The 22,396-nt window shown below is 64.2% G+C and carries 16 protein-coding genes; 3 read left to right on the top strand and 13 right to left on the bottom strand.

What is annotated here, in order from left to right:
• The first annotated feature begins 47 nt into the window (after window positions 1-47).
• Window positions 48-1,346, top strand: coding sequence for an acyltransferase family protein (locus F8197_RS13770; protein WP_152882323.1), 1,299 nt, complete (start codon window positions 48-50; stop codon window positions 1,344-1,346).
• Here F8197_RS13770 and F8197_RS13775 read toward each other — a convergent pair.
• Window positions 1,238-2,638 carry a glycosyltransferase gene (locus tag F8197_RS13775; RefSeq protein ID WP_193333431.1) on the bottom strand — a complete coding sequence of 467 codons (1,401 nt, stop codon included), beginning with the start codon at window positions 2,636-2,638 and terminating at the stop codon, window positions 1,238-1,240. The genes F8197_RS13770 and F8197_RS13775 overlap by 109 nt on opposite strands.
• 79 nt (window positions 2,639-2,717) lie before the next feature.
• Window positions 2,718-5,252, bottom strand: coding sequence for a penicillin acylase family protein (locus F8197_RS13780; protein ID WP_152882325.1), 2,535 nt, complete (start codon window positions 5,250-5,252; stop codon window positions 2,718-2,720).
• 187 nt (window positions 5,253-5,439) lie between these two features.
• Between F8197_RS13780 and F8197_RS13785 the strand changes: the two genes are divergently transcribed.
• Window positions 5,440-5,937, top strand: a complete 498-nt coding sequence (locus F8197_RS13785) for a GAF domain-containing protein (RefSeq protein ID WP_152882326.1) — start codon at window positions 5,440-5,442, stop codon at window positions 5,935-5,937.
• A complete protein-coding gene (locus F8197_RS13790) occupies window positions 5,930-6,331 on the top strand; it encodes a response regulator (RefSeq protein WP_152882327.1) in 402 nt (133 codons plus the stop codon). The genes F8197_RS13785 and F8197_RS13790 overlap by 8 nt, the downstream gene beginning before the upstream one ends.
• A 10-nt stretch (window positions 6,332-6,341) precedes the next feature.
• Here F8197_RS13790 and F8197_RS13795 read toward each other — a convergent pair whose 3' ends face one another.
• The 11 genes from F8197_RS13795 to F8197_RS13845 form a co-directional block, all read right to left on the bottom strand.
• Window positions 6,342-7,280 carry a LysR family transcriptional regulator gene (locus F8197_RS13795; RefSeq protein WP_019922415.1) on the bottom strand — a complete coding sequence of 313 codons (939 nt, stop codon included), beginning with the start codon at window positions 7,278-7,280 and terminating at the stop codon, window positions 6,342-6,344.
• 64 nt (window positions 7,281-7,344) lie between these two features.
• Window positions 7,345-8,328, bottom strand: coding sequence for a glycoside hydrolase family 43 protein (locus F8197_RS13800; RefSeq protein WP_152882328.1), 984 nt, complete (start codon window positions 8,326-8,328; stop codon window positions 7,345-7,347).
• A 109-nt stretch (window positions 8,329-8,437) separates the two neighbouring features.
• Entirely contained in the window at window positions 8,438-10,813 is a 2,376-nt protein-coding gene (locus tag F8197_RS13805) for a glycoside hydrolase family 127 protein (protein ID WP_152882329.1), read from the bottom strand.
• On the bottom strand, window positions 10,810-11,832 hold the full coding sequence (locus F8197_RS13810) for an arabinan endo-1,5-alpha-L-arabinosidase (protein WP_152882330.1): 1,023 nt from the start codon (window positions 11,830-11,832) through the stop codon (window positions 10,810-10,812). Before F8197_RS13810 ends, F8197_RS13805 begins: the two co-directional genes overlap by 4 nt.
• Before the next feature lie 60 nt (window positions 11,833-11,892).
• Window positions 11,893-13,455 carry a glycoside hydrolase family 43 protein gene (locus F8197_RS13815; protein WP_152882331.1) on the bottom strand — a complete coding sequence of 521 codons (1,563 nt, stop codon included), beginning with the start codon at window positions 13,453-13,455 and terminating at the stop codon, window positions 11,893-11,895.
• Between the two features lie 3 nt (window positions 13,456-13,458).
• Complete coding sequence (locus F8197_RS13820; RefSeq protein WP_152882332.1) at window positions 13,459-15,009, bottom strand: alpha-N-arabinofuranosidase; 1,551 nt, start codon at window positions 15,007-15,009, stop codon at window positions 13,459-13,461.
• Window positions 15,010-15,022: 13 nt separating this feature from the next.
• Window positions 15,023-16,987 (bottom strand): glycoside hydrolase family 97 protein, encoded by a 1,965-nt coding sequence (locus F8197_RS13825; RefSeq protein ID WP_152882333.1) that lies wholly within the window; start codon window positions 16,985-16,987, stop codon window positions 15,023-15,025.
• A gap of 134 nt (window positions 16,988-17,121) precedes the next feature.
• On the bottom strand, window positions 17,122-17,889 hold the full coding sequence (locus F8197_RS13830; RefSeq protein ID WP_152882334.1) for an SDR family NAD(P)-dependent oxidoreductase: 768 nt from the start codon (window positions 17,887-17,889) through the stop codon (window positions 17,122-17,124).
• A 59-nt stretch (window positions 17,890-17,948) separates the two neighbouring features.
• Window positions 17,949-19,529, bottom strand: coding sequence for an aldehyde dehydrogenase (NADP(+)) (locus F8197_RS13835; RefSeq protein WP_152882335.1), 1,581 nt, complete (start codon window positions 19,527-19,529; stop codon window positions 17,949-17,951).
• Window positions 19,526-20,518 (bottom strand): AraD1 family protein, encoded by a 993-nt coding sequence (gene araD1 / locus F8197_RS13840; protein WP_152882336.1) that lies wholly within the window; start codon window positions 20,516-20,518, stop codon window positions 19,526-19,528. The genes F8197_RS13835 and araD1 overlap by 4 nt, the downstream gene beginning before the upstream one ends.
• Window positions 20,519-20,619: 101 nt before the next feature.
• Window positions 20,620-22,365 (bottom strand): IlvD/Edd family dehydratase, encoded by a 1,746-nt coding sequence (locus F8197_RS13845; protein WP_152882337.1) that lies wholly within the window; start codon window positions 22,363-22,365, stop codon window positions 20,620-20,622.
• Window positions 22,366-22,396: the final 31 nt, after the last annotated feature.

Below are 22,396 nucleotides of genomic sequence, written 5' to 3' on the forward strand. Positions count from 1 at the left end.
CCGCATAAGCTGGCTCCATCGAACCACGCATCCCCCACGGAGCCAGCATGCACAACCACCAACGCCTGTATTTTCTCGACTGGATACGCATCATCGCCTTCCTGGTGCTGATCCTTTACCACACCGGCATGTACTACGTCAGCTGGGACTGGCACGTAAAAAGTCCGGATGCCGGCCATGCCATCGAACCGCTGATGATCCTGTCTGCGCCGTGGCGGCTGGGCTTGCTGTTCATGATCTCGGGCGTGGCCACCGCCTTCATGCTGGGCAAACTGCACGTCGGCAAACTGATGGCGCAGCGCAGCTGGCGCCTGCTGGTGCCGCTTGCCTTCGGCATGCTGGTGATCGTGCCGCCGCAAGCGTACTTCGAGGTGGTGGAAAAAGTAGCCTACCAGGGCGGTTACGGCGACTTCCTCAAACTGTACATGACCAGCTACGACGGCTTTTGCCGGGGCGACGATTGCCTGGCCATGCCGACCTGGAATCACCTGTGGTTCGTGGCCTACCTGTGGGTGTACACGATGGTGTTCGGCGCGCTGGCCTGGATGGCGGGCAAACGCCTGGCGGCGCTGTCGAACCTGGCAGGCCGCGTGCTGGCCGGCTGGAAGCTGGTGCTGCTGCCGGTGATCGTACTGGTAGTGGCCCGCTTGACGCTTTCCGCAAGCTACCCCAGCACCCATGCCCTGGCTGGCGACTGGTACAACCATGCGCAGTACTTTTACTTGTTCGTGCTGGGCGCGCTGCTGGCCAGCCAGCGCCGCGTGTGGCAGGAAGCCGATCGCATGCGCTGGACCTCGCTGGGCATGTGGCTGGGCAGCTGGGCCATCCTGGTGGTGTGCTACACCATGCCGCACGAACTGATGCACAGCCCGGCCGTGGCGCCGTGGCGCCCGGTGATGGGCGCAATCTATAGCCTGAACCAGTGGGTGGCAATCCTGACCGTGTGCGGTTACGCCCACCGCCACGTGACCGCCGACAGCGCCCCGCGCCGCTACCTGACCGAAGCCGTATTCCCTGTATATATCCTGCACCAGACCCTGATCGTGAGCATGGCACACTGGTTCAAGCCGGTCAGGCTGGCGCCGGCCGTGGAAGGCGCGGTGTTGGTGATCCTGACCGTGACCATCAGCTTTGCCGTGTTCGAGCTGGTGCGGCGGGTGGCGGTGCTGCGGCCCTTGTTCGGGCTGGGCAAAGTGCGCCGGGCAGAGCGGGATACGAGCCATGTCCAAGCCCCCGCTCAGGCCAGCGAGGCGCTGGCGCCCACCTTGCTGGCTACCTTGCCGGCAAGTTCGCAGGCACCGTCAGCAGCGACGTCGGCGGCCACGCCGGCCAGCACCTGCGCATAGACTGCCGTGAGGCGCTGCGCCACGCTGCGCCAGGTGTAGTGGCGATGGGCGCGGCGCCAGCCCTGCACGCCGAAACTGCGCGCCTGCACCGGGTTGGCGTGCAGGCTAGCCAGCCGGTCGGCCAGCGCTGCCGGATCGCGCGGCGCAATCAGATAGCCGGTTTCACCATCGACCACCGCGCCGTCGATGCAGCCGACCACCGGCGTGGCGCACGCCATGGCCGCCAGCACCGCCGCACCAAAAGCGTTGTAACACGACGTGGCGATGCAAACATCCGCCGCGCTATACCAGTGGCGTAGCGCGGAAGCCGGCTGCGGCCCCAGGAAAGCAACCTCGACATCAAGCCGGATTGCCAGGTCGCGCAGGCGATTAAACTCGCCCAGATGCGATAACTGGTGCGACTGGACCGATGGGTGCGACTGATCGAGCGACTGCGATGTGGATGACTGCTGCGACCGGGTTGACTGCGGCGTCTCGCATGGCTGGTGCGACAGCAATGCATCGAGCGGGCGCGCCAGATGGCCACCCTCGTCCGGCACAGCCGCGCCGAGCACCAGCAGCCGCGCCGTCACCGCGTGCTGGCCAGCCAGTTGCGCAATGCCCTCGATAGCCGTATCGATGTCATGCCCGGGCCCCAGCCGCCCCACGTGCAGCACCAGAAAAGCATCGGTTGGCAGCCCCAGCACGACACGCGCGCGCAGCCGCACCGGCCAGAACAGCGCAGGGTCGAAGCCGCAGGGCACGATGTCGATACGGGTGTGGCGCCCGCCCGACACGCCTTGCAGTGCATCGCGCTGCCGGCGGCACAGCACCAGAACGCTGTCGGCATCTTTCAGTAGTTGCTGTTGCAAGGCGACCGCCGCCGCGCTGCCCTGCTGCGCCGGCGGCGCGTGCAGCGTGACCACATACGGCACGCCCAGCGTGCGCCGCAACTGCTGCGCCGCGCAACCGGACCGCAGGTCGCAGGCGTGGGCGATGTCGTAACCGCCGCGCTGGCGCCGCGCAAAGCCCACCATGAAACGCCCGAACTGCTCGATATAAGGTTGCAGGGGTTCGCGTCCGAACACGCCGGGCGGACCGGCCGGCACGTGGATGATGCGCACATTGGGCCGCCAAAAATGGACCTGGGGCTGTTCGATACGGTCGCGGCGGGTGAAGATATCGACCTGGCAGCCGAGCGCGCCCAGCTCCGAACCGAGTTGGCCGACGTAGAAGCCGAGGCTGTCGCAATCGACGCTGCCACTAACGGCCAGCGGCGACGCGTACGAACTGATGAGTGCAATTTTCAGCATGGGGGAACTCCTGGTTATCATGCTTGGAGTTCCATCGGGGCGGCGCGGTTCCGCCTGCGTGAGCCTGATTAGATCTGGATCAAGGTCTGCTGAAATGCAGCGTGTGGACAGGCGGCCCGGGCAGAAGCGGCGTGGCCCGTCCCGCCACCCAGTCGTCGCGGCCTTCGAGAAAGTATGGCGACAGCGGATGACCGCTCTGGCCGCCCGGCATGTTGAACAGGCCCTCTTCTTCGCGCCCCGGCGCCACCGTCAGCCGCTCGGACGCGCCAAAAGTCGGGCCCGCCACGCGCGGCATGTGCTGGTCGCCGGCCAGCATGTCGGGCGCCACTTTCAGATAGCGCCCCAGCACCGGTATCGATGCGGCCATCGGATGCGCGCTGGCGGCGGTGTTGCGCTGGCCCCAGGTGGCGTCGGCCAGGCGCCGGCCGTCCTGCGTCAGATCGGCGATCACGCGGTCCAGCGCTGCCAGTTGCACCGCGTGCCAGCTGGCGTGACCCGGCGGCAGCCAGGCCGGCGGTTGCGCATCGAGCAGGCGCGCCACTACCACCGGCCAGCGCGCGCTGGCTGCCGCCATGCCGGCCTTGGGATCGAGGGCGGACAACTGCTGGTCGGCCCCGCCGTACAAGATGTCGTACAGCGCATACATGTAGCCGCGCGTGAGACGGTATGCCACCGAATCGACGCTGGCACGGCCGGTCCAGGTGGACCGCAGCAGCGCCAGCGCTTCGGCGCGCAGCGGCTGGCCGGCCACCGCTTGCGCATCCAGCGCGGCCATGGCCCGGTCGCGCCACGGCGCCAGGAACAGCGCGCGGTCGTCGAGCGCCACCGCGTACACTTGCTTCACTCCGGTGCCCGGCCCCAGCGCGGTCAAGCCGTCGCGCACCTGGCGCGAACGCGCACCGAGGTCGTAACCACCGTCGCCCAGCAACGCCGCGCCGGCGCCATTCAACTGGCGGCTGTTGGCGGTAAACAGCTGGCCTCCGGCCGGGTCGATCAACCTCGGATAGTCGTCCGCCCCCAGCCAGCCCTGCCAGGCGGCGGCAGGGTCGTCGGCGCGCAGCGGATAGCTGGCGTCCGTGGCATTCAGCGCGTTGATCGCGCGGCGTGGAATGCGGCCGGCGATGGTCCAGCCGATATGGCCGCCGCTGTCGCCAGCCACCATGTTCTGCGCCGGGATGCCGAGCGTGGGGGCCAGCGCCAACGCCTGTTCCACCGTCGCTACGCTTTCGAGCAAATGCGCACGGACATTGACAGCGCCCGGCTGGTGCGCGGTCCAGCGCACCGCGTAGGTTTTGCCGCCAGCCTCGCGCAGCGGCCCGAACGAGGTATCGCGCACTGTCAAGGTGTGACTTGCGTGTCCCTTGACGATGATGGTTTCGTGGTGGACCACCGGAGTCTCCAGGCCAGCCGGGGTGCGCACCTGCCCCGGATGGGCCGAGTCGGCATCGACTTCGACTAGGTCCAGGTAGTCGCCATAACTGTTGGTAAAGCCCCATGCCACCTGGCCGTTGCTGCCGACAACGACCACCGGCGCGCCTGGCAATGTCACGCCCACCACGCGGCGCTGGCCACCCTTGCCATCGGCGAACTGCAAGGCGGCGCGGTACCAGATCACCGGCAGTTGCAGGCCGAGGTGCATATCGTTGGCGACAATGGCCGCGCCGCTGTCGCTGCGACTGCCGGCCACCGCCCAGTTGTTGCTGCCGATGGTGTTGAGCCAGGCCGTGGACGGTTGAGCGAATGGTACGAGCGAGGCGGTGGACGATTCGGCTAAGGTCGGGACCAGGGCGATGGAAGGTTCGGCTCGCGGCGCCGTCGCGGGGACGACCGAAGGATCGGCCAAAGCAAGGCGGCGCGGCGTCTGCAAGCCTTGTGCGCGCGGACGGCCCCACCATGCGGGCGCGGTGGCGGGTATCGGCGCTTCGTCGCCGGTGACGGTGGCAGCGTCGAGCGGCGCATCCCATGGCGTAAATGACGGCGCCAGGAAAGCGCGCTGGGCATCATCGGTGTGGTCGCGCAGCCAGCCGCGCGCCAGCTCACGCGGCAGCTGGTTGCCCTGCAAGTCGAAATACATGGCCCAGATCACCAGCAGCGAATCGGCGGCGCGCCACGGACGCGGTGCGGCGCCGGTGAGCACATACTCGAACGGCCTGGCGCCGAGCGCATCCAGGCCGGCGTTGACGCCGTCGGTGTAGCGCGCCAGCAGTTGCTGGTCGCCGGCCGGCAGCGCGGCCAGCGCCAGGTCGGCGCGGGCGCGCAGGCGGTGCAGTCGGTGGGCCTGGTCGGTGGGCAGCGCGCGCTGTCCGAACAGCTCGGACAGCTCGCCGGCCGCCACCCGGCGCAGCAGGTCCATCTGGAAGTAGCGCTCCTGGGCGTGCACGAAGCCGGTGGCATACGCCACATCGAGCCGGCTCTCACCGCTGATGACAGGCACGCCATGCTGGTCGCGCGCCACGCTGACCGTGCCTTGCAAACCGGGCACCGTCCGCATGCCGTCCAACGCGGGCAGGCTGGCGCGCAGGTACAACCAGCCACCGGCCACCGCCAGCAGCACCAGGCCCATCACGGCCAGCAGCACCCGCCCCGGCCATTTCCACCACCGCTTGTTACGCATACGTCCCCGCGACCATGATTGATATGCCGGCCAGTGTGCCAGAGCCGCGCCGGCCGGGCAATCGCACCGGAGACCGGGAGCGCAGATTTCGCCAGCCATGTGCTTGCCGATGGTGTGTGCCATTTGTATCGTGGTAGTGGTAAAGTTTACCGAAAATGACTATCTGGCCGCCGCGCCCCGACCGACCATGCTTGCAGCACCGATACCCGCCAACGACAAGGAACGCCTGGCTGCGCTGCGCGCGCTGCTGATCCTCGATACGCCACCGGAAGAGCGCTACGACAGGATCGTGCGCTTCGCGGCCGAAGAATTCGGCGTGCCGATCGCGCTGCTGTCGCTGGTCGATGAAAACCGCCAGTGGTTCAAGGCCCGCGTGGGGATCGACGCCTGCGAGACCCAGCGCGACATCTCGTTCTGCGGCCACGCCATCGTGCAGCCCGATATCTTCGTGATACCCGACGCCCGCCAGGATCCGCGCTTTGCCGACAATCCGGTCGTCACTGGCGAGCCGCGCGTGATTTTCTATGCGGGCGCGCCGCTGCTTGAGCCATCGGGCCACGCCATCGGTACGCTGTGCCTGATCGACCACGAGCCGCGCACCCTGGATACCACCGAACTGGCGATCCTGGCCAGCCTGCGCGACCTGCTGCAAGAGGAACTATCGGGAGGAAATGACCATGCCTGAACGTCCACGCAATCCGATCGACATGCTGCTGGTGGAAGAACAGCCGTTGCTGCGCAAGACCGTGTCGATGACGGCGCGCTCGCTGGGCATGGGTACGGTGCACGAGGCGGCAAGCGCCGAAGCGGCCGAAAAACTGCTGCGCGAACGCAGTTTCCAGGGTGCGGTGATTTCGCTCGAATGCGGCGCCTTTGGCGGCGCCGCCCACAATTTCACGCTGCTCGACCGGGTACGCGGCGGCATGTCGGCCAGCCGCGCGACGATCCCGATCGCGGTGATGGTGGACCATCCGACGGCAGCGCTGCTGCAGGAATTGCGCAGCCGCGATATCAGCCGGGTGATCGTGAAGCCGTTCCGGGCCAAGGTGCTGCTCGATACGTTCGCCAGCTTCGGCTAGGCGGCAGCGCTTAATAAATTTCGCGCGCCACCTCGCGCACGTACCGCAACAACAGCTCCGCCCCCGGCGACATCAGGTGACCATCGACCATGATGATGCCGTAGGCGTCCATCCGGCACGGCAGCTCGATCGGCAGAATGTTCAACACGCCCTGCGATTCGTAGTATTGCGCCACCGCCACCGGCATCACGTTCAGCGCGTCGGTCTGCTGCAACAGCGGCTTGATCATCAGCACTGCCGTGGTATCGATCACGTTGAATGGCACTTCCAGCCCGGCGCGGCGGAACATCAGTTCGCAGCGCGCGCGCAGGATGCTGCCTTGCGGCGGCAGGATCCACGGCTGCGACGAGATGTCGCGCAGTTGCAGGTTCCGCGCTGCCAGCAGCGGATGGCCGGGACGCACCACCGCGCATGCCGGCTCATCGCCCAGCTCTTCGTAACTCAAGCCCTGGGCACTCTGGCGCTCGGGTATGCGGCCAATCATGAAATCGAGGCGGCCGCGCTGCAACTGCTCGAGCAGCACGTTGGACTGCTCCATCTCCACGCCGATGCGCAGGCGCGGCGCGGCCTGCTTGGTGCGCGTGATCGCCTGCGGCAGCAGCGCGATCCCCGGCGTCATGATGGTGCCGATATCGACCTGGCCGGCCAGGCCTGCCTTGATGGCAACGATATCCTCGTGCGCCAGCGACAGGCTGGTGAGCGCCATGCGGGCGTGACGTATCATCGTCTCGCCGTAGATGGTCGGCTCCATGCCGCGCGGTAGGCGGTCGAACAGCTGCACGCCCAGCATCTCTTCAAGATCCTTCAATTGCTTGGAGGCGGCCGGCTGCGTCATGTGCAACTCTTCAGAGGCGCGATGGATATTGCGCTGTTCGTCGAGCGCGATCAGGAGCAGCAGCTGCCGCGTCTTGAGCCGTGCACGTAAAAACCAGTTTGGGTTTGTTTCCATAGGAAAATGATATCACAAACGGTATAGATTTTTAGTCAACACCGTTTGTTTCGATATCACTCGCTTACTTGCCGCAAGCAGGGCTGGGGTTGGCTGCGGGGCCTTCCTTGGTCTGCTTGATGTACGGGATGGTGCCGTCGGCGTTGTAGGTAAACTCTTCCACCGCCACCGAACGGCGGAACTCGCCACCGCCGGGCAGCTTGTCGTTGTGGTACACGATGTACGACTTGCCGTTGAATTCGATGAACGCGTGGTGGATGGTCTTGACGATTTTATTCTTCGACATGATCACGCCGCGATACGTCCACGGGCCGGTGGGGCTCGGGCCGGTCATATACGCGGTTTCTTCCGGATACTCGCGCGAGTACGACAGGTAGTAGATGCCATTGCGCTTGTGCAGATACGGCGCCTCGGTGAAGCGGTCCATGCCCACGGTGACGATCGGGCCGGCGAGCTCCATCATGTTCTTTTTCAGCTTGGCGTATTTCAGCACCGTGTTACCCCAGTACAGGTAAGCCTGGCCGTCGTCATCGACGAATACGCCCGGGTCGATATCGTCCCAGAAAATCGGCGACTCCTTGGTCATGTCGTTGGTGACCAGCGCCGAACCGCGCACATCGACAAACGGACCTTCCGGCTTGTCGGCTACGGCAACGCCGATGGCGCGGCCGGGAATGGTGGCGTGATCGACGGTGGAATAGAAGTAGTATTTGCCATCGCGCTTGACGATGTCCGAGGCCCAGGCATCCACCTTACCGATAGCCCACTTGAAGGCGGACGGCTTGAGCGGCACGCCGCGGTCGGTCCAGTTCTTCATGTCGCAGCTCGAGTACAGGCGCCACTCCTTCATCACGTAATCCTTGTCCTTGAGCGTGGCTTCGTCGCGGCCCACGTACAGGTAGGCCACGCCGTCTTCCACGAAGGCGGCCGGATCGGCGGTGAAAATTTTAGGGAACAGCGGATTGGCGGCATGCGCCACGGTGGCCACGTTGGCGGCGGCGAACGCCACGCCGGCAGCAATGATGGCGGCAATTTTCTTCAGTTTCATGTACAACTCCTAAGTCTCCGAATGGCTCGTATGGATAGCTCGTATTTATCGAGCAAATACTAAGGGCTGGGGAAATATCTATCCAATCACATTTTGCGCTTGTTCGATATCATTTCGGATATAGCCGGAGCAGCCGCAGCCCGTACAAGCCGCCAGCGATCGACCCCGGCTTGGCCACGAACTTCACCACCAGCTTGCCCTTCGCCGCTGCCACCAGCGCCGGCGGCAACGCATAGTCAACCGTGTAGAACGGCTGCGCGGCCTGATCGTCCAGCGTCACTTCCGCCAGCAACTGGCCGTTGACGACGATGTCGAACTTGCGGCCGGCATCGCCCCTGGCATAGGTCAGGCGCAGCGCACTCGCCTCGCCCTTCCTGTCGGTGAGGTCGTAGCTGAACCAGCCGGTCGCGTGGCGCCAGTGCTTGCCCTGGTTGATCCCCGCCTCGCCGCCGTCGGACTTGAAGAAGTGGTCGGATTCGGGCTGCTGCTCGCCCGGCGCCACCTGGTCGATGGTGAGCGCATTCAAGGCCAGCCGCTCCTTCTCCCCTTCGGCCGCCCTGGCCTGCATCGCCTGCAGGTTGGCCGGCGTGGAGTACGGCCAGTACATCACGTAGCGCGCATCGTGCAGGCGGAAGAACGGCATGAAGACCACGCTGCCCACGTCCTTACCTTGCACCAGTCCCGGCGCGGTAAACGTAAGGGGACGGCCCGGCACCGGCTTGAAGCGATCCATGAAGTCCTTGGTGTCGCTCACCAGCGTGGGCGCCGACTCCAGCGGGCACATCGGACCGGAAGCGATATGGCCCATGCGCGTATCGTCGGCCAGGAAGCTGAGTTTTTCATTGGCGATCGGCGCGGTTTTCGCGGCCAGCACGATGGGGCCGTGCAGCACGGCGTAGTAGTTCGACTTGTCCGGCATCTGTTCGAGCCAGGTGGTCATCGGCAGCCTGACCTCCACCTTGTCGCCGCTCTTCCAGGTACGCTCGACGCTGACATAGCTGTCTGCGCCAGGCTTGGCGGCAACCGCCTTGCCGTTGACCGTCACCTGCATGGCGCCGCGCGCCACCCACGATGGGTAGCGGATCTTCATCGTGAATTTGCCGTTGCCGGTCACGGTAATCGTGCTGCTGTCCTGGTCCGGGAACTGGTTGGTCTGGGTGATGGTGAGGTTCTTCTCCTTCCACTTGAGCGTGGACGGGATGAACAGGTTCACGTACAGCGCATCCTTGCCGTGGGCATAGATGAATTCACCGTACTTGGCGTGGCTCTCGATGCCCGAACCCACGCAGCACCACATGCCCTTATCCACCTGCGAATACACGCGGTAGTGGTTGGGCCGCATCGGCGTGAAATACACGAAGCCACCGGTATCGGGCCGCTGCGACGACAGGATGTGGTTGTACAGCGCACGCTCGTAGTAGTCGGTGTACGAACCTTTCGCGTCGCCGAGGAACAGCATCTCGGTGAGCTTGAGCATATTGTACGTATTGCAGGTCTCCGGCCCCTCCACCTCGTCGATCATCGACGTAAAATCGTTGGAGTCGTGGAAGTGCTCCTTGACGCTGTTGCCGCCAATGGCCACCGTGCGGTGATCATGTACCGTCTGCCAGAAGAACTGCGCGGCCTGCTGCCAGTCGCGCCGGCCCGTCATGTCGCCGATGCGCTTGAAGCCGATCACTTTCGGGATTTGCGTGTTGGCGTGCAGGCCGGTCAGCTTGTCCTGTTTTTCTTCGAGCGGGCGCAGGATGGCCTGGTGCGAGAATCGCACCGCCAGGTCCATATACTTTTTCTGCCCCGTCATCTCGGCCACGTCGGCCAGCACTTCGTTCATGCCGCCGTGCTCCGCGCGCAGCATGTTCTGCATCTGCTCATCGGTCAGGTGCGAGCTCAGTGCCAGCGCCCAGTCTGAGAGCGCGACCAGCATGGCGCGCGCATCCTCGTTGCCGGCATATTTGTAGGAATCGCGCAGGCCCGCGTACACCTTGTGCAGGTTGTACCACGGGACCCATTTGCCGTTGACCGAGAAGTTATCGGCTTTCATTTCACCACGGGCGATGGCCTGCCACACGGCGCTGCCCTCGGGGATGCCGCCGATATAGCCGTTGCCGTTCTTTTCCTGGCAGCGCTTGAGCTCCGCCACGAAGTAGTCGAGCCGCTGCTTGACTTCCGCATCGCCGGTAGATGCGTACATCAGCGCCAGCGCCGACAGGTAATGGCCGCCCATATGACCATCGAGGCCGGTGGACTCCCAGTTGCCGTACGTCGGCTTTTTCAATGGCAGACCCGCCTCGCGCAGGAACGGCGCCAGCAGGCGGTCCGGTTCCATCTCCATCATGTAATGGAGGTCGGTCTGCTGCGCTTCCAGGAACGGACTGGCGCCCAGGCGCACGTCCTGCAGCGGGAACAGTTTCAGGGGCGCCGCATGGACAACGCTCGATACCGCGATCAGGGCTGCGGCGGCCAGCAGGCGAAGCTGGTATTTCATTTGGCGGGCAGCTGCACGCTGCGGTAGTTGTTCAGGTCAGCCTGGTCCACGGTGGGCCAGCCATTTTTGTCCCATTTCATTTCCATGATCTTCAGCTTTTGCAGATAGTTATCGGCTGTCTCGTACGCGTGCAGCACCAGGTAGTCCTTGCCGTCGAAGGTGTAGGCACTGTTGTGGCCGAGGCCCTTCCAGTCCTTGTCGCCGGCGATCAGGAGCGAGCCGCCGCCCTTGACCATGTCCACGCCCTGCTTGTCCAGGTACGGGCCCTTGACCGACTTCGAGCGTCCCACCACCAGGCGGTAGGTGCTGTCGGCCTTTTTGCAGCACAGGCCGAAGGAGGCGAACAGGTAGTAATAACCGTTTTTCTTGAAGATGTACGGCGCCTCGATTTCGGCAGGCCCCGCGGACTCGCCGGCCACCTTGTCGCTGCGCGGCCGGGCGGCGATCGCGTGCCACTCCTGCGGCTCGGCCAGGCCGGTCCACTCCCGGTTGAGCTTGACCAGTTTCAGGCCGCTCCAGAACGAACCGAACGACATCCACGCATCACCGTTTTCGTCTTCGATCACATTCGGGTCGATGGCGTTCCAGTCGTCGCGCACCGGCACCGATTGCAGCACCATGCCCTGGTCTTCCCAGCGGTAGTCGGGCGAACGCGGATCGAGCGTCTTGTTGACGGTAACACCCATGCCGGACGTATTCTTGCCGAAACCGGAGACGGAATAATATAAATAGTATTTGCCATTATGGTGCTGGATGTCCGGCGCCCAGATATGGTCGTCGAACGTCGGTGCGGCGCGCTTGGCCCACGTGGGCTGGCCGGCGAACACGCGTCCTTCCGGCTTCCAGTTCTTCATGTCCTTCGAACTGTAGAAAGTGATGCCGGGGCCGGTGGAGAACACGTAATACGTATCCCCTTCCTTGGCCATCACGGGATCGTGGACGCTGACTTCCTTGGCGGTGGACGGGAGTGCCGCCACGGTGGCAGCAGCGAGAATGATGGAGGAGATGAGAGACTTCATGTAATGCCTTTGACTGAAAGCCCCCGCCATTACCGGACAACAGCAATGGCGGGTCTTGATTTAACTGCCCGTGCGCGCACCCCAGATCGACACTCCATCGACCGACTGCGCCGTCCACGTCACCACGAACGCACTGGCGTTGGTATTCCACTGGCGCGACAGCACGCCCTTGAACGTACCGAGCGTACCCAGCACCAGCGTGATGCGGTTGTCGCCATCATGGGTCCAGGTGCCGGTCGCCGCACCGGTCACCGCACCGCCGGACGCCAGCTGGATATTTTGCGACGGCTTGATGGCCGCCGAAATATCCTTGCCGTGGTTGATCATCTTGTAGCTGCCGGCAGCATCCGCCGCAGTGACCACCGCCGACAACGGCGTCGCGTTCTTGCTGAGCGGCGCGTAGCGGAACGGCGCCACCACCAGCCAGCCGTCGGCGTTGATGAACATCTGGTGCACGCGGATCTGGTGCAGGTCCCCGGTCCCGGGGAAGCGCGTGTGGAAGATCAGGAAGTACTGGCCGGTGGCAGTGTCGTAATAGGCCGAGTTGTGGCCCGGCGAGACGTAGCCAAGCGCCGGGCCGCTTTCCCCCGCCGCCAGCGCGAACTGGTGGTTGCCCATGATCTTCTGGCCGAACGGCGCGATAGTCGCGTCGTCGAACAGCGGCTTGGCCGGATCGGATTTCACCATGGCCATGTCGTTGCCCTTGGCATCGACGTACGGACCGTCCGGGTTGAGCGACCGCGCCACCCGCATGTTGTACGCGCCGCTGGCATCCAGGCCGCCAAAGGACGTAAACAGGTAGTAGAACTTCGACTCTGGGCTGTAGAGCACATAGGCGCCTTCGATGCGGCTGTGATTACCGCCCATCAGGTGCTTGCCGTACCCCTGGCCTGCCACAGGCTTGCCGGTGATCTTGTCCATTTTCAGGATGAAGATGCCGCCCGAGTACGAGCCGTAGATCATCCACAGGTTGCTGTCCTTGTCGAAGAAGGTCTGCGGGTCCACCACGTTGGGCATGGTCAGCGCGTTATAGATATTGACGCCGTCCTCGCTGACCTGGTCCCACATGCCGGAGCGCAGGAACATGCCCTTGTCCACGTACGGACCTTCCACCTTGTCCGCCACGGCCACGCCCATGGCGGACCGCGGCGAATCGCCCTTGCACGAGTTGTAGTAGAAATAGAACTTGCCGTCGCCCAGGCGCGCCACGTCCGCCGCCCACAGGCCGTTCACCTGCGACCAGGCGAAGGTGGGAGCCAGCGCCGTGAGGACGTTGCCAAACAGCGGGTTGGCCGCGTCCACGCCGTCGGCGATCTTGGTCCAGTTCATCAAGTCGGTGGACTTGGCGGCAGCCAGGTGCGAGCCGAACACGTAGTACGTGCCATCGACCCGGATCACGGACGGATCGTGCACCGATGCTTCCGTGAAGGCGATCGTGGTGGGCGTCGGTGTCGGCGTTGGCGTTGGCGTTGGCGTTGGCGTTGGCGTTGGCGTTGGCGTTGGCGTTGGCGTCGGCGTGGCGGTGACGGGATTGCTTCCCCCGTCGCCACCACCGCAGCCGGCCAGCAGCAGCGCCACGCCGCCGGCGATCGCCTTGCGGCGCGAGAGCATGAAGTCTTCCATGGCTTACTCCACTGCCACCACGATCACCGCTTTCGACGGGATCTTGATCGTCAGTTTGCCGTCCGCGCCCGCGTTGGCGCTAAATGGCGCAGGCTTGATGGTGTCCGGCGCCTGGAAGGTGTTATGGGTGTCGATGGCCGGCGCGGTCAGCACGCGTCCCTTGACCGACTTGATGGTCACGCCCGGCACATCCACCGCCACTTCGGCATCCTTGTTCGGGTTGGTGTTCACCAGTGCCAGGTACAGCTTGCCGTCCTTGGCGCGCGCGGCAGAGGCGCTGATTTCAGGGATGCTGCTGCCGTTGTACGAGTACTGCGGATTGTCCTTGAGCGTGAGTGGCAGCGACGTCGCGTCCTGGAACGGCACGTACATATGGTACGCGTGGTACGTTGGCGTGAGCAGCATCTTGTCCTTGTCGGTCAGGATCATCGCCTGCAGCACGTTGACCATCTGCGCGATATTGGTCATGCGCACGCGGTCGGCGTGGTCGTGGAAGATGTTGAAGTTCAGCGCTGCCACTACTGCGTCGCGCAGCGTGTTTTGCTGGTACAGGAAGCCGGCGTTGGTGCCCTTTTCGACGTCATACCAGGTGCCCCACTCGTCCACCAGGAAGCCGACTTTTTTCTCCGGGTCGTTGCGGTCCAGGACTTCGACATTCTTCTTGATCATGCCGTCGATTTTGAGCGTGTTCGACAGCGTGGAGAACCATTCGTCTTCCTTGAAGCCGGTGGCCGCGCCCTTCACTTCCCACTTGCCCGTCGGGATGGTGTAGTAGTGGAAGCTGATGCCGTAGGTCTGCTTCTTGGCCTCGCGGCTGATCATGTCGGTCCAGGTGGTGTCGTAGTCGTTGCCGCCGCTGGCGATGATTTGCGGACGCAGGTGCTTCGGCGCGCGCAGGAAGGTTTCGGTCTGCTTGTACAAGTCCGTGTAGTAGCGCGGCGTCATGTTGCCGCCGCAGCCCCAGGCCTCGTTACCGATGGCGAAAAAGTCCACCTTGAATGGCTTGTCGCGGCCATTCTTGCGGCGCAGTTCGGCCAGCGTCGATTTGCTGTCGGAGGTCATGTACTCCACCCATTCCGACATCTCCTGCGCCGTGCCTGTGCCCAGGTTGCCGTTCACGTAGGTGTCGGCGCCCAGTTGCTCGGCCAGGTCGAAGAACTCGTGGGTGCCCACCGCGTTCGATTCTTCCACGCCGCCCCAGTTGGTGTTGACCTTGACCGGGCGTTTCTCGCGCGCGCCGATGCCGTCGCGCCAGTGGTATTCGTCGGCAAAGCAGCCGCCCGGCCAGCGCACCAGCGGTACGTGCATTTCCTTGAGCGCGCCGATGACGTCGTTGCGCCAGCCACGGGTATTCGGGATCTTCGATTTCGGGCCGACGTACATGCCTTCGTAGATGCCGGTGCCCAGGTGTTCGGCGAACTGGCCGTAGACATTCTTGTTGATTACCGGGCCAGGTTTCGACGTGTCGATGGTGACGGTCACTGGCGCGGCGTACGCATAACCGCCGGCGGCGATCAGGCACAGGGTGGCTACGGCATTCTTGATATGATTCATTCTGGTCTCCTGGTTACTGTTTTTTTGTTATCACGAAGCCGCCACGCGGCTTGATGGTCACTACTGCTTTCGTGCCGGCGGCAATGCTGCGCTGGCTGAAACTGGCGGGGTTGCCGGTGACGGCTTCGCCGTCGGCGATGATCTGCGCCGCACCGCTGCCGGCAAACGACAGGTCGAGCGTGAGCGTCTTGTCGGACTCGGTGGCGTTGATGCCGGCGATGTACCAGGTGTCGCCGGCGCGGCGGGCGATCACCGCGTACTGGCCCGGATAGCCATCGACATAGCGGCTGTCGTCCCAGCTGCGCGGCAGTTCGCGCAGGAAGTCTTTGACGTATGCCGGCGCGGTGGCCATGCCTTCCGGACGTTCGGCAAAGTGCTGTATACCGGAGAGCATAAGCACCGACGTGGCCAGTTCAAAACCGTTGCTGGTGGTGCGCTTGATGTTGGGGATGTCGCCGAACACCATCGGCGTGAAATCCATCGGGTCGAACAGGTTGCGGGTGAACGGCAGCATGGCCACGTGGGTGGGCATCGCGTCTTCATCCTTCTGCTCGAAGCTGGTGAACTCGAAACCCTTCACCGATTCCATCGTCATCAGGTTGGGCCAGGTGCGGTGCCAGCCGCGCGGGATGGTCGAACCGTGGAAATTCACCAGCAGGCCGGCAGCCGCCGCGTCGTTGAGGATATCGACGTAATACGCCATCATCGCCTGCGAGTCGCCGTTGAAGAAGTCGATCTTCACGCCCTTGACGCCCAGGTCGCGGATGCGCTTGAACTCCGCTGTGCGCTGCTCGCGGGTGAGCAGCTTGTCCTTGGGCGTGTACTTGGTGCCGTTCCAGGGACCGGACGAGTTGTACCAGAGGATCAGGCCCACGTCTTTCCTGGCGCCGTACTCGGCCAGCTCGCGGATCTTGTCGTAACCGATGCGGGTATCCCAGTTCACGTCGATCAGGGTGTAGTCCCACTTCATGTCGGCCGCATAGTCGATGAATTTTTTCTGCACATCGTAGACGATCGAATCGTCCTTGAGTAGCGCCCAGCTCCACGACGCGTGGCCCGGCTTGACCAGCTTCTCGTCGAACCTGATCGCGGGCGCAGCCAGGTCGGTGCCCAGCGTGGAATCGGTCACCGTGGCCAGCGAACCAAGCGCGATCAGCCGCCACGGCGTGGTCAATGTGCCCTCGACGTCGGCCAGCAAGCCTTTGCCGCCGTAAGCCTCGGCCGGCATCGGATTGCCGATGCTGTACACGCCGTTCTTCGACTCCGGCGCCAGGCGCGAAGCCTGGTAGGTGCCGTCCATGCCTGCCTCCGACAGCGCCAGCCAGGTCTCGTCGGTCTTGAACAGCGCCGGGAATACCCAGCCGGCCGGCGATGGAGAGGCAGTGCCCACGGCGATGTCCATCTTGTAGTGTTCTTCGTACGAGGGATTGGTGCGTTCCCACCCGGTCTGCGCGACCGACATCGGTTGCAGCCACGCCCTGGCGGTGCCGGGGAAGGCGAACGTGGTCCGCTCCTGGATCAATTGTTTGCGTGGCAGCGACGGTTCGGCAACGACGTAGCGGAAGGCCACGCCGTCGTTCGAAACGCGGAACACGATGTCCATTTTCTGGTTTTGTGCGTTCTGCACGGTCCAGGTTCTCTCGTTGGCGCGGTAGCTGATGTCGCGCTTCTTGCCGACCGCCATGCGATATCTGCTGGCGACGGTCTTGCCACTGTTTGCGCCAACCACGGCGAGCGCACCGGACAAGTCAGCGCCCTGCATTTGCAGGCCAAGTTCTGAAGGCAGCAGCACCGGTTTGCCATCACGCCTGACGGAATAGCTGAGTGGCTCACCGGGAGTGGCATGGACACTGACCTGGATGCGGGAATCGGGGCTCGACAGCGGCATTTTTGCCGGATCGTAGACCGGGCTGAGGGCCATTGCGCCAGGCGTGGCAATCACGCCAACCGCGAGTGCGGAAATGAAGTTCTTCACCATTGTTCATACCATTTTTTAGGGTTATGTGGCCCAGGCGCCTCATGCTGGGCGCTCGTCTCCGGGGCGGCGAACGGTGCTGCGGGTACTGCGGTACTGCTTGAGTCAATACTAAACTCAACTACTAAACTCAACGGCTAAACCCAGCCTCCATCGACGATGAATTCCTGCGCCGTGCACATGGCGCCGTCGTCGGCGGCCAGGAACAGCACCATGGAGGCGATATGTTGCGGCAGCAGCTTGGTGGGCAAACACTGGTTGCGCTTGATATCCTGCTCGCCGGCGTCGTCTAACCACAGGTCGATCTGGCGCTGGGTCATCACCCAGCCCGGCGTGACGGTATTGACGCGGATGCCGTGGGCGCCGAATTCGCGGGCCAGGCCGCGCGTGAGGCCATGGGTGGCCGCCTTGGCGGTGGCATAGACGGGATAACCGGCGTTCTTGACGTGCCACGAGATCGAACCGACATTGATGATGGCGCCGGCCCCCTTCTCCTTCATGCCGTCGAACACGGCCTGGCAGGTGAAGAACATCGGGCGCTGGTTGATGGCGATGCGCTGGTCCCAGTATTCGACCGTGACGTCTTGCGTGTCGTGGCGCTGATCGTTGGCGGCGTTGTTGACGAGGATGTCGAAGTTGCCGATGGCGCCAGTCAGCTCGGCCATCGTGGCCTTCAGCGCGGCGATGTCGGTGATGTCGCACAGGCGGAACAGCGGCTCGGGATAGCCGGCTTCCTTCACGCGCCGGCACAGGGCCAGGCTGGGGTCGCGGGCGATATCGACGAAAGCTACCTTGGCGCCCTGCTCGGCAAACGAGATCACCATCGCCTCGCCGATACCGCTGCCACCGCCGGTAATGAATACGCGCTTGCCGCGCAAGCTGGGGAACTTGGCCAACTGGGTCATGCAGTCTCCTGAAGGATCAGCGCGGCCCCGTCTGCGCAGGGCTCGCGCCGTACAACGACTTAATTGCGGGTCAGCTCACCGTCGCGGCGGCGCCAGGCTGCGGTGCCGGTATCGCGCAATACTTCCGGCAGCAGCGCCTGCGGCAGGTTCTGATACGACACCGGGCGCAGGAAGCGCACGATGGCGCCGGTGCCCACCGACGTGCTGCGGCCGTCCGAGGTGGACGGGAACGGACCGCCATGCACCATGGCGCTGGCCACTTCCACCCCGGTCGGGAAACCGTTGGCCAGGATGCGGCCCACTTTACGCTCCAGTACCGGCAGCAGTGCGCGCGCGGCCTCGAGGTCGGCGTCGTCCAGTTGCAGGGTGGCGGTCAACTGGCCTTCCAGGTTTTCAGTTACCAGCAACAGTTCGGCAACGTCCTTGCACGCCACGACCAGCGATGCCGGTCCGAAGATCTCCTCGCCCAGCGCATGCTGCGCCAGGAAGGCCGCGCCGGTGGTAACGAACAGCGCCGGGGCGCCTTTGCCTTCTTCCTGCGGCGCCAGCGCCACGGTCGAGACATTGGGCTGATCCTTCAACTGGGCCACGCCGCGCTGGAAGTTACCGGCGATACCGGGCGACAGCATGGTCACTGCCGCGCCACCAGCCAGCGCCTGCGAAGCAGTCGTGGTGAAGCGATCGAGTTCGGGACCGGCCAACGCCAGCACCAGGCCGGGGTTGGTGCACATCTGGCCCACGCCCAGCGTCAACGAACCGGCGAAACCGGCCGCGATTTCTTCGGCGCGGTTGGCCAGTGCGGCCGGCAGCAGGAACACCGGATTGATCGAGCTCATTTCCGCATACACGGGAATCGGTACCGGGCGGGCGGCAGCCACCGCCATCAACGCCATGCCACCGCCGCGCGAACCGGTAAAGCCCACCGCCTTGATCGCAGGATGACGCACCAGCTCCTGGCCGATGGCATTGTCGGCGCCGGTGAGCAGCGAGAACACGCCGCCCGGCAAACCGCAAATTTCTACAGCCTTGGCCACTGCACGGCCCACCAGCTCGGACGTGCCGGGATGGGCGAAGTGGCCGCGCAACACGACCGGGCAACCGGCAGCAAAGGCGGAGGCGGTATCGCCACCGGCCACCGAGAACGCCAGCGGGAAATTACTGGCCGAGAAAACCGCCACCGGACCGAGGCCGATCATGCGCAGGCGCAGGTCGGGGCGCGGCGGTGCCCGGTCGGGCAGCGCGGCATCGATGCGCACATCGTTCCACGAGCCTTCGCGCAGCAGGTTGGCGAACAGCTTCAGTTGACCGACGGTGCGACCGCGCTCACCTTCCACGCGGGCGCGCGGCAGGCCGGTTTCGGCCATCACGCGTTCGACCAGGGTGTCGCCGAGGGCGACGATCTGTTCGCCCACGGTTTCCAGGAACACTGCGCGTTGCTCGTCGCTGATGGAGCGGAAGGTGTCGAATGCAGCTTCGGCCGCGCGGCAGGCGGCGTCGATTTGCTGGTTATCGACCGCAAAGAATTCGGTTTCGAGCAGCTTGCCCGCTGCCGGGTCCCAGGCGCGCAGGGAGGCGCCCGTGCCTTTGACGGCCTGGCCCGCGATCAGTGCTTCGCCGGTGAGAATGCTGGTATCGATCATAAGGCTTTCACTTTCGCGACTTCGGTTTTGTACACGGCCAGCTTGTTGCGCAGTGCCGGGCCAAATTGCGGCGCATCGATCTCGAAGGTTTCGCCTTCCTTGACCACGATGTTGTCGGCCACGCTCAGGGTGGCGGTGCCGAAGAAGTGGATGTGCACATCGCCCGCGCGGTTGAACAGCGGGTACTTGAAGTGGTGGTGCTCCAGGTTGGCGATGGTATGCGACATATTCTGCTCGCCGCTGAAGAACGCCTTTTCCCAGCGTACCTTGCCGTCAACATCATAGATGCGCGAGGTGCCTTCGATGTGCGCCGGCGCTGCGCCGACCAGCAGGGCCGGGCCCAGGCCGCATACGCGCAGCTTGGAGTGGGCCAGGTACAGGTAGTTCTGGCGCTCGGTCACGTGGTCCGAGAACTCGTTGCCGATCGCGAAACCGACGCGGTACGGCTGGCCGTCGTCGCCGATCACGTACAGGCCTGCCACCTCCGGCTCCTCGCCGCCGTCGAGCGCGAAGTCCGGCATGGCCAGGTCCTTGCCGCTGGCAGCCACGATCGAACCGTCGCCCTTGTAGAACCATTCCGGCTGCACGCCAGCCTCGCCGGCCGCAGGTTTGCCGCCTTCGACGCCCATGCGGAACATCTTCATGGAGTCGCTCAAAGTCTCGACGTCGCCGCCGATTTTTTTGTGCATGGCGTCGCGGGTGTCGGCGCTGCCCAGGTGGGTCAGGCCGGTGCCGGTGACGTAGGTGTGGGCGTCGTCGGTGTGATCGAGTGGCGCCAGCAGGCGGCCGTCGGCGGCAATCGCCGCGAACGACGCGGTGTTGGTGCCGATGGACTTGTCGGCCAGGGCGGCCAGGCCGACCGATTTACGGATCGCGTCCTGCGCCAGGGCGTAGGTGGTGGTGTAGCCGTCGATGATGCGAACGGTGTCCTGTTCCAGCACGCCGATTTGGCGCGCGCCTTGTTCGTTGGTGAATTGGATGATCAGCATGGGGTGTCTCCTTGAATCGGGGGGCCGGGGCTCCGTCATCCCGGCGTTGCGGGAGACGGAGCGTGGCTAAGGGTAGGGATTGCTGCCTGGATGAAGGCGAATCAGTGCGAGTGACGCGGCACAGCCGAACCACGGTTCCCGACCAGGAAGTCGAAGTCGCAGCCCTCGTCGGCCTGCAGCACGTGTTCGATGTACAGCTGCTGGTAACCGGTTTTCGGTCCCGGCGCGCTGCCGGTCACGCGTACTGCCTGGCGCTCGGCCATCTCGGCATCCGAGATTTCCAGGTTCAGTTCACCGCCGGCGCAGTCCAGCGTGATCCAGTCGCCATCCTTGACGATGCCCAGCGGGCCGCCGGCCATCGCTTCGGGCGCCACGTGCAGTACCACGGTGCCGTAGGCGGTGCCGCTCATGCGGGCATCCGAGATGCGGACCATGTCTTTCACGCCTGCTGCCAGCAGCTTCGGCGGCAGGCCCATATTGCCTACTTCGGCCATGCCGGGATAACCTTTCGGGCCGCAGTTTTTCATGACCAGGATCGAGTTCGCATCGACTTCCAGGTCCGGATCGAGGATGCGCGACTTGTAGTGCTCGAAGTCTTCGAACACCACGGCCTGGCCGCGATGCTGCATCAGCGCCGGGGTGGCAGCCGATGGTTTCAGCACCGCGCCGCGTGGCGCCAGATTGCCGCGCAGGATGCAGATGCCGCCGTCTTTCAGCAGCGGCTTCTCCAGCGGACGGATTACTTCGTCATCGTAGATCGGCGCATCCACGCAGTTTTCCCAGATGGTCTTGCCGTTGACGGTAAGCGCGTTCGGGTTGGGCAGCAAGTTACCTTCGCCCATGCGGCGGATCACGCCCGGCAAACCACCGGCGTAATAGAACTCTTCCATCAGGAAGCGGCCCGATGGCAGCAGGTCGACAATGGTCGGCATGCCACGGCCCACGCGGGTCCAGTCTTCCAGTTCCAGATCGACACCGATACGGCCGGCGATGGCTTTCAGGTGGATCACGGCGTTGGTGGAGCCACCGATGGCGGCGTTTACGCGAATCGCGTTTTCGAAGTTTTCCTTGGTCAGGATCTTCGACAGTTTGAGGTCTTCGCGAACCATTTCCACGATGCGGATACCCGACATGTGCGCCAGCACGTAGCGGCGCGCATCGACGGCCGGAATGGCGGCGTTGTGCGGCAGCGAGGTGCCCAGCGACTCGGCCATGCAGGCCATGGTCGATGCGGTGCCCATGGTGTTGCAGGTACCAGCGGAACGCGAGTGGCCGGCTTCGGCGGCCAGGAATTCGTGCATGCTGATTTCACCGCCCTTGACCTGCTCGTGCAGCTGCCAGACGGCGGTGCCGGAACCGATGTTCTTGCCGTTCAGTTTACCGTTCAACATAGGACCGCCGGTGACGACGATGGTCGGGATATCGACCGACGCGGCGCCCATCAGCAGCGCCGGAGTGGTCTTGTCGCAGCCTACCAGCAGGACCACGCCGTCCATCGGATTGCCACGGATCGATTCTTCCACGTCCATCGATGCCAGGTTACGGGTCAGCATGGCGGTCGGACGCAGGTTCGATTCGCCGTTCGAGAAGACCGGGAATTCGACCGGGAAGCCGCCCGCTTCCAGGATGCCGCGCTTGACGTGTTCGGCCAGCTTGCGGAAATGGGCATTACATGGGGTCAGTTCGGACCAGGTGTTGCAGATGCCGATGATCGGTTTACCCTGGAATTCATGATCGGGAATGCCCTGGTTTTTCATCCAGCTGCGGTACATGAAACCGTTCTTGTCATTGGAGCCGAACCATTCGGCGGAGCGCAGCTTTACCTTCTTGTTGTCGTTCTCGGACATGCAAATCTCCTCAGTTATTCTTGTGCGCCGG

This window comes from Duganella sp. FT27W (assembly GCF_009295655.1).
Taxonomy (GTDB): domain Bacteria; phylum Pseudomonadota; class Gammaproteobacteria; order Burkholderiales; family Burkholderiaceae_D; genus Rugamonas; species Rugamonas zoogloeoides.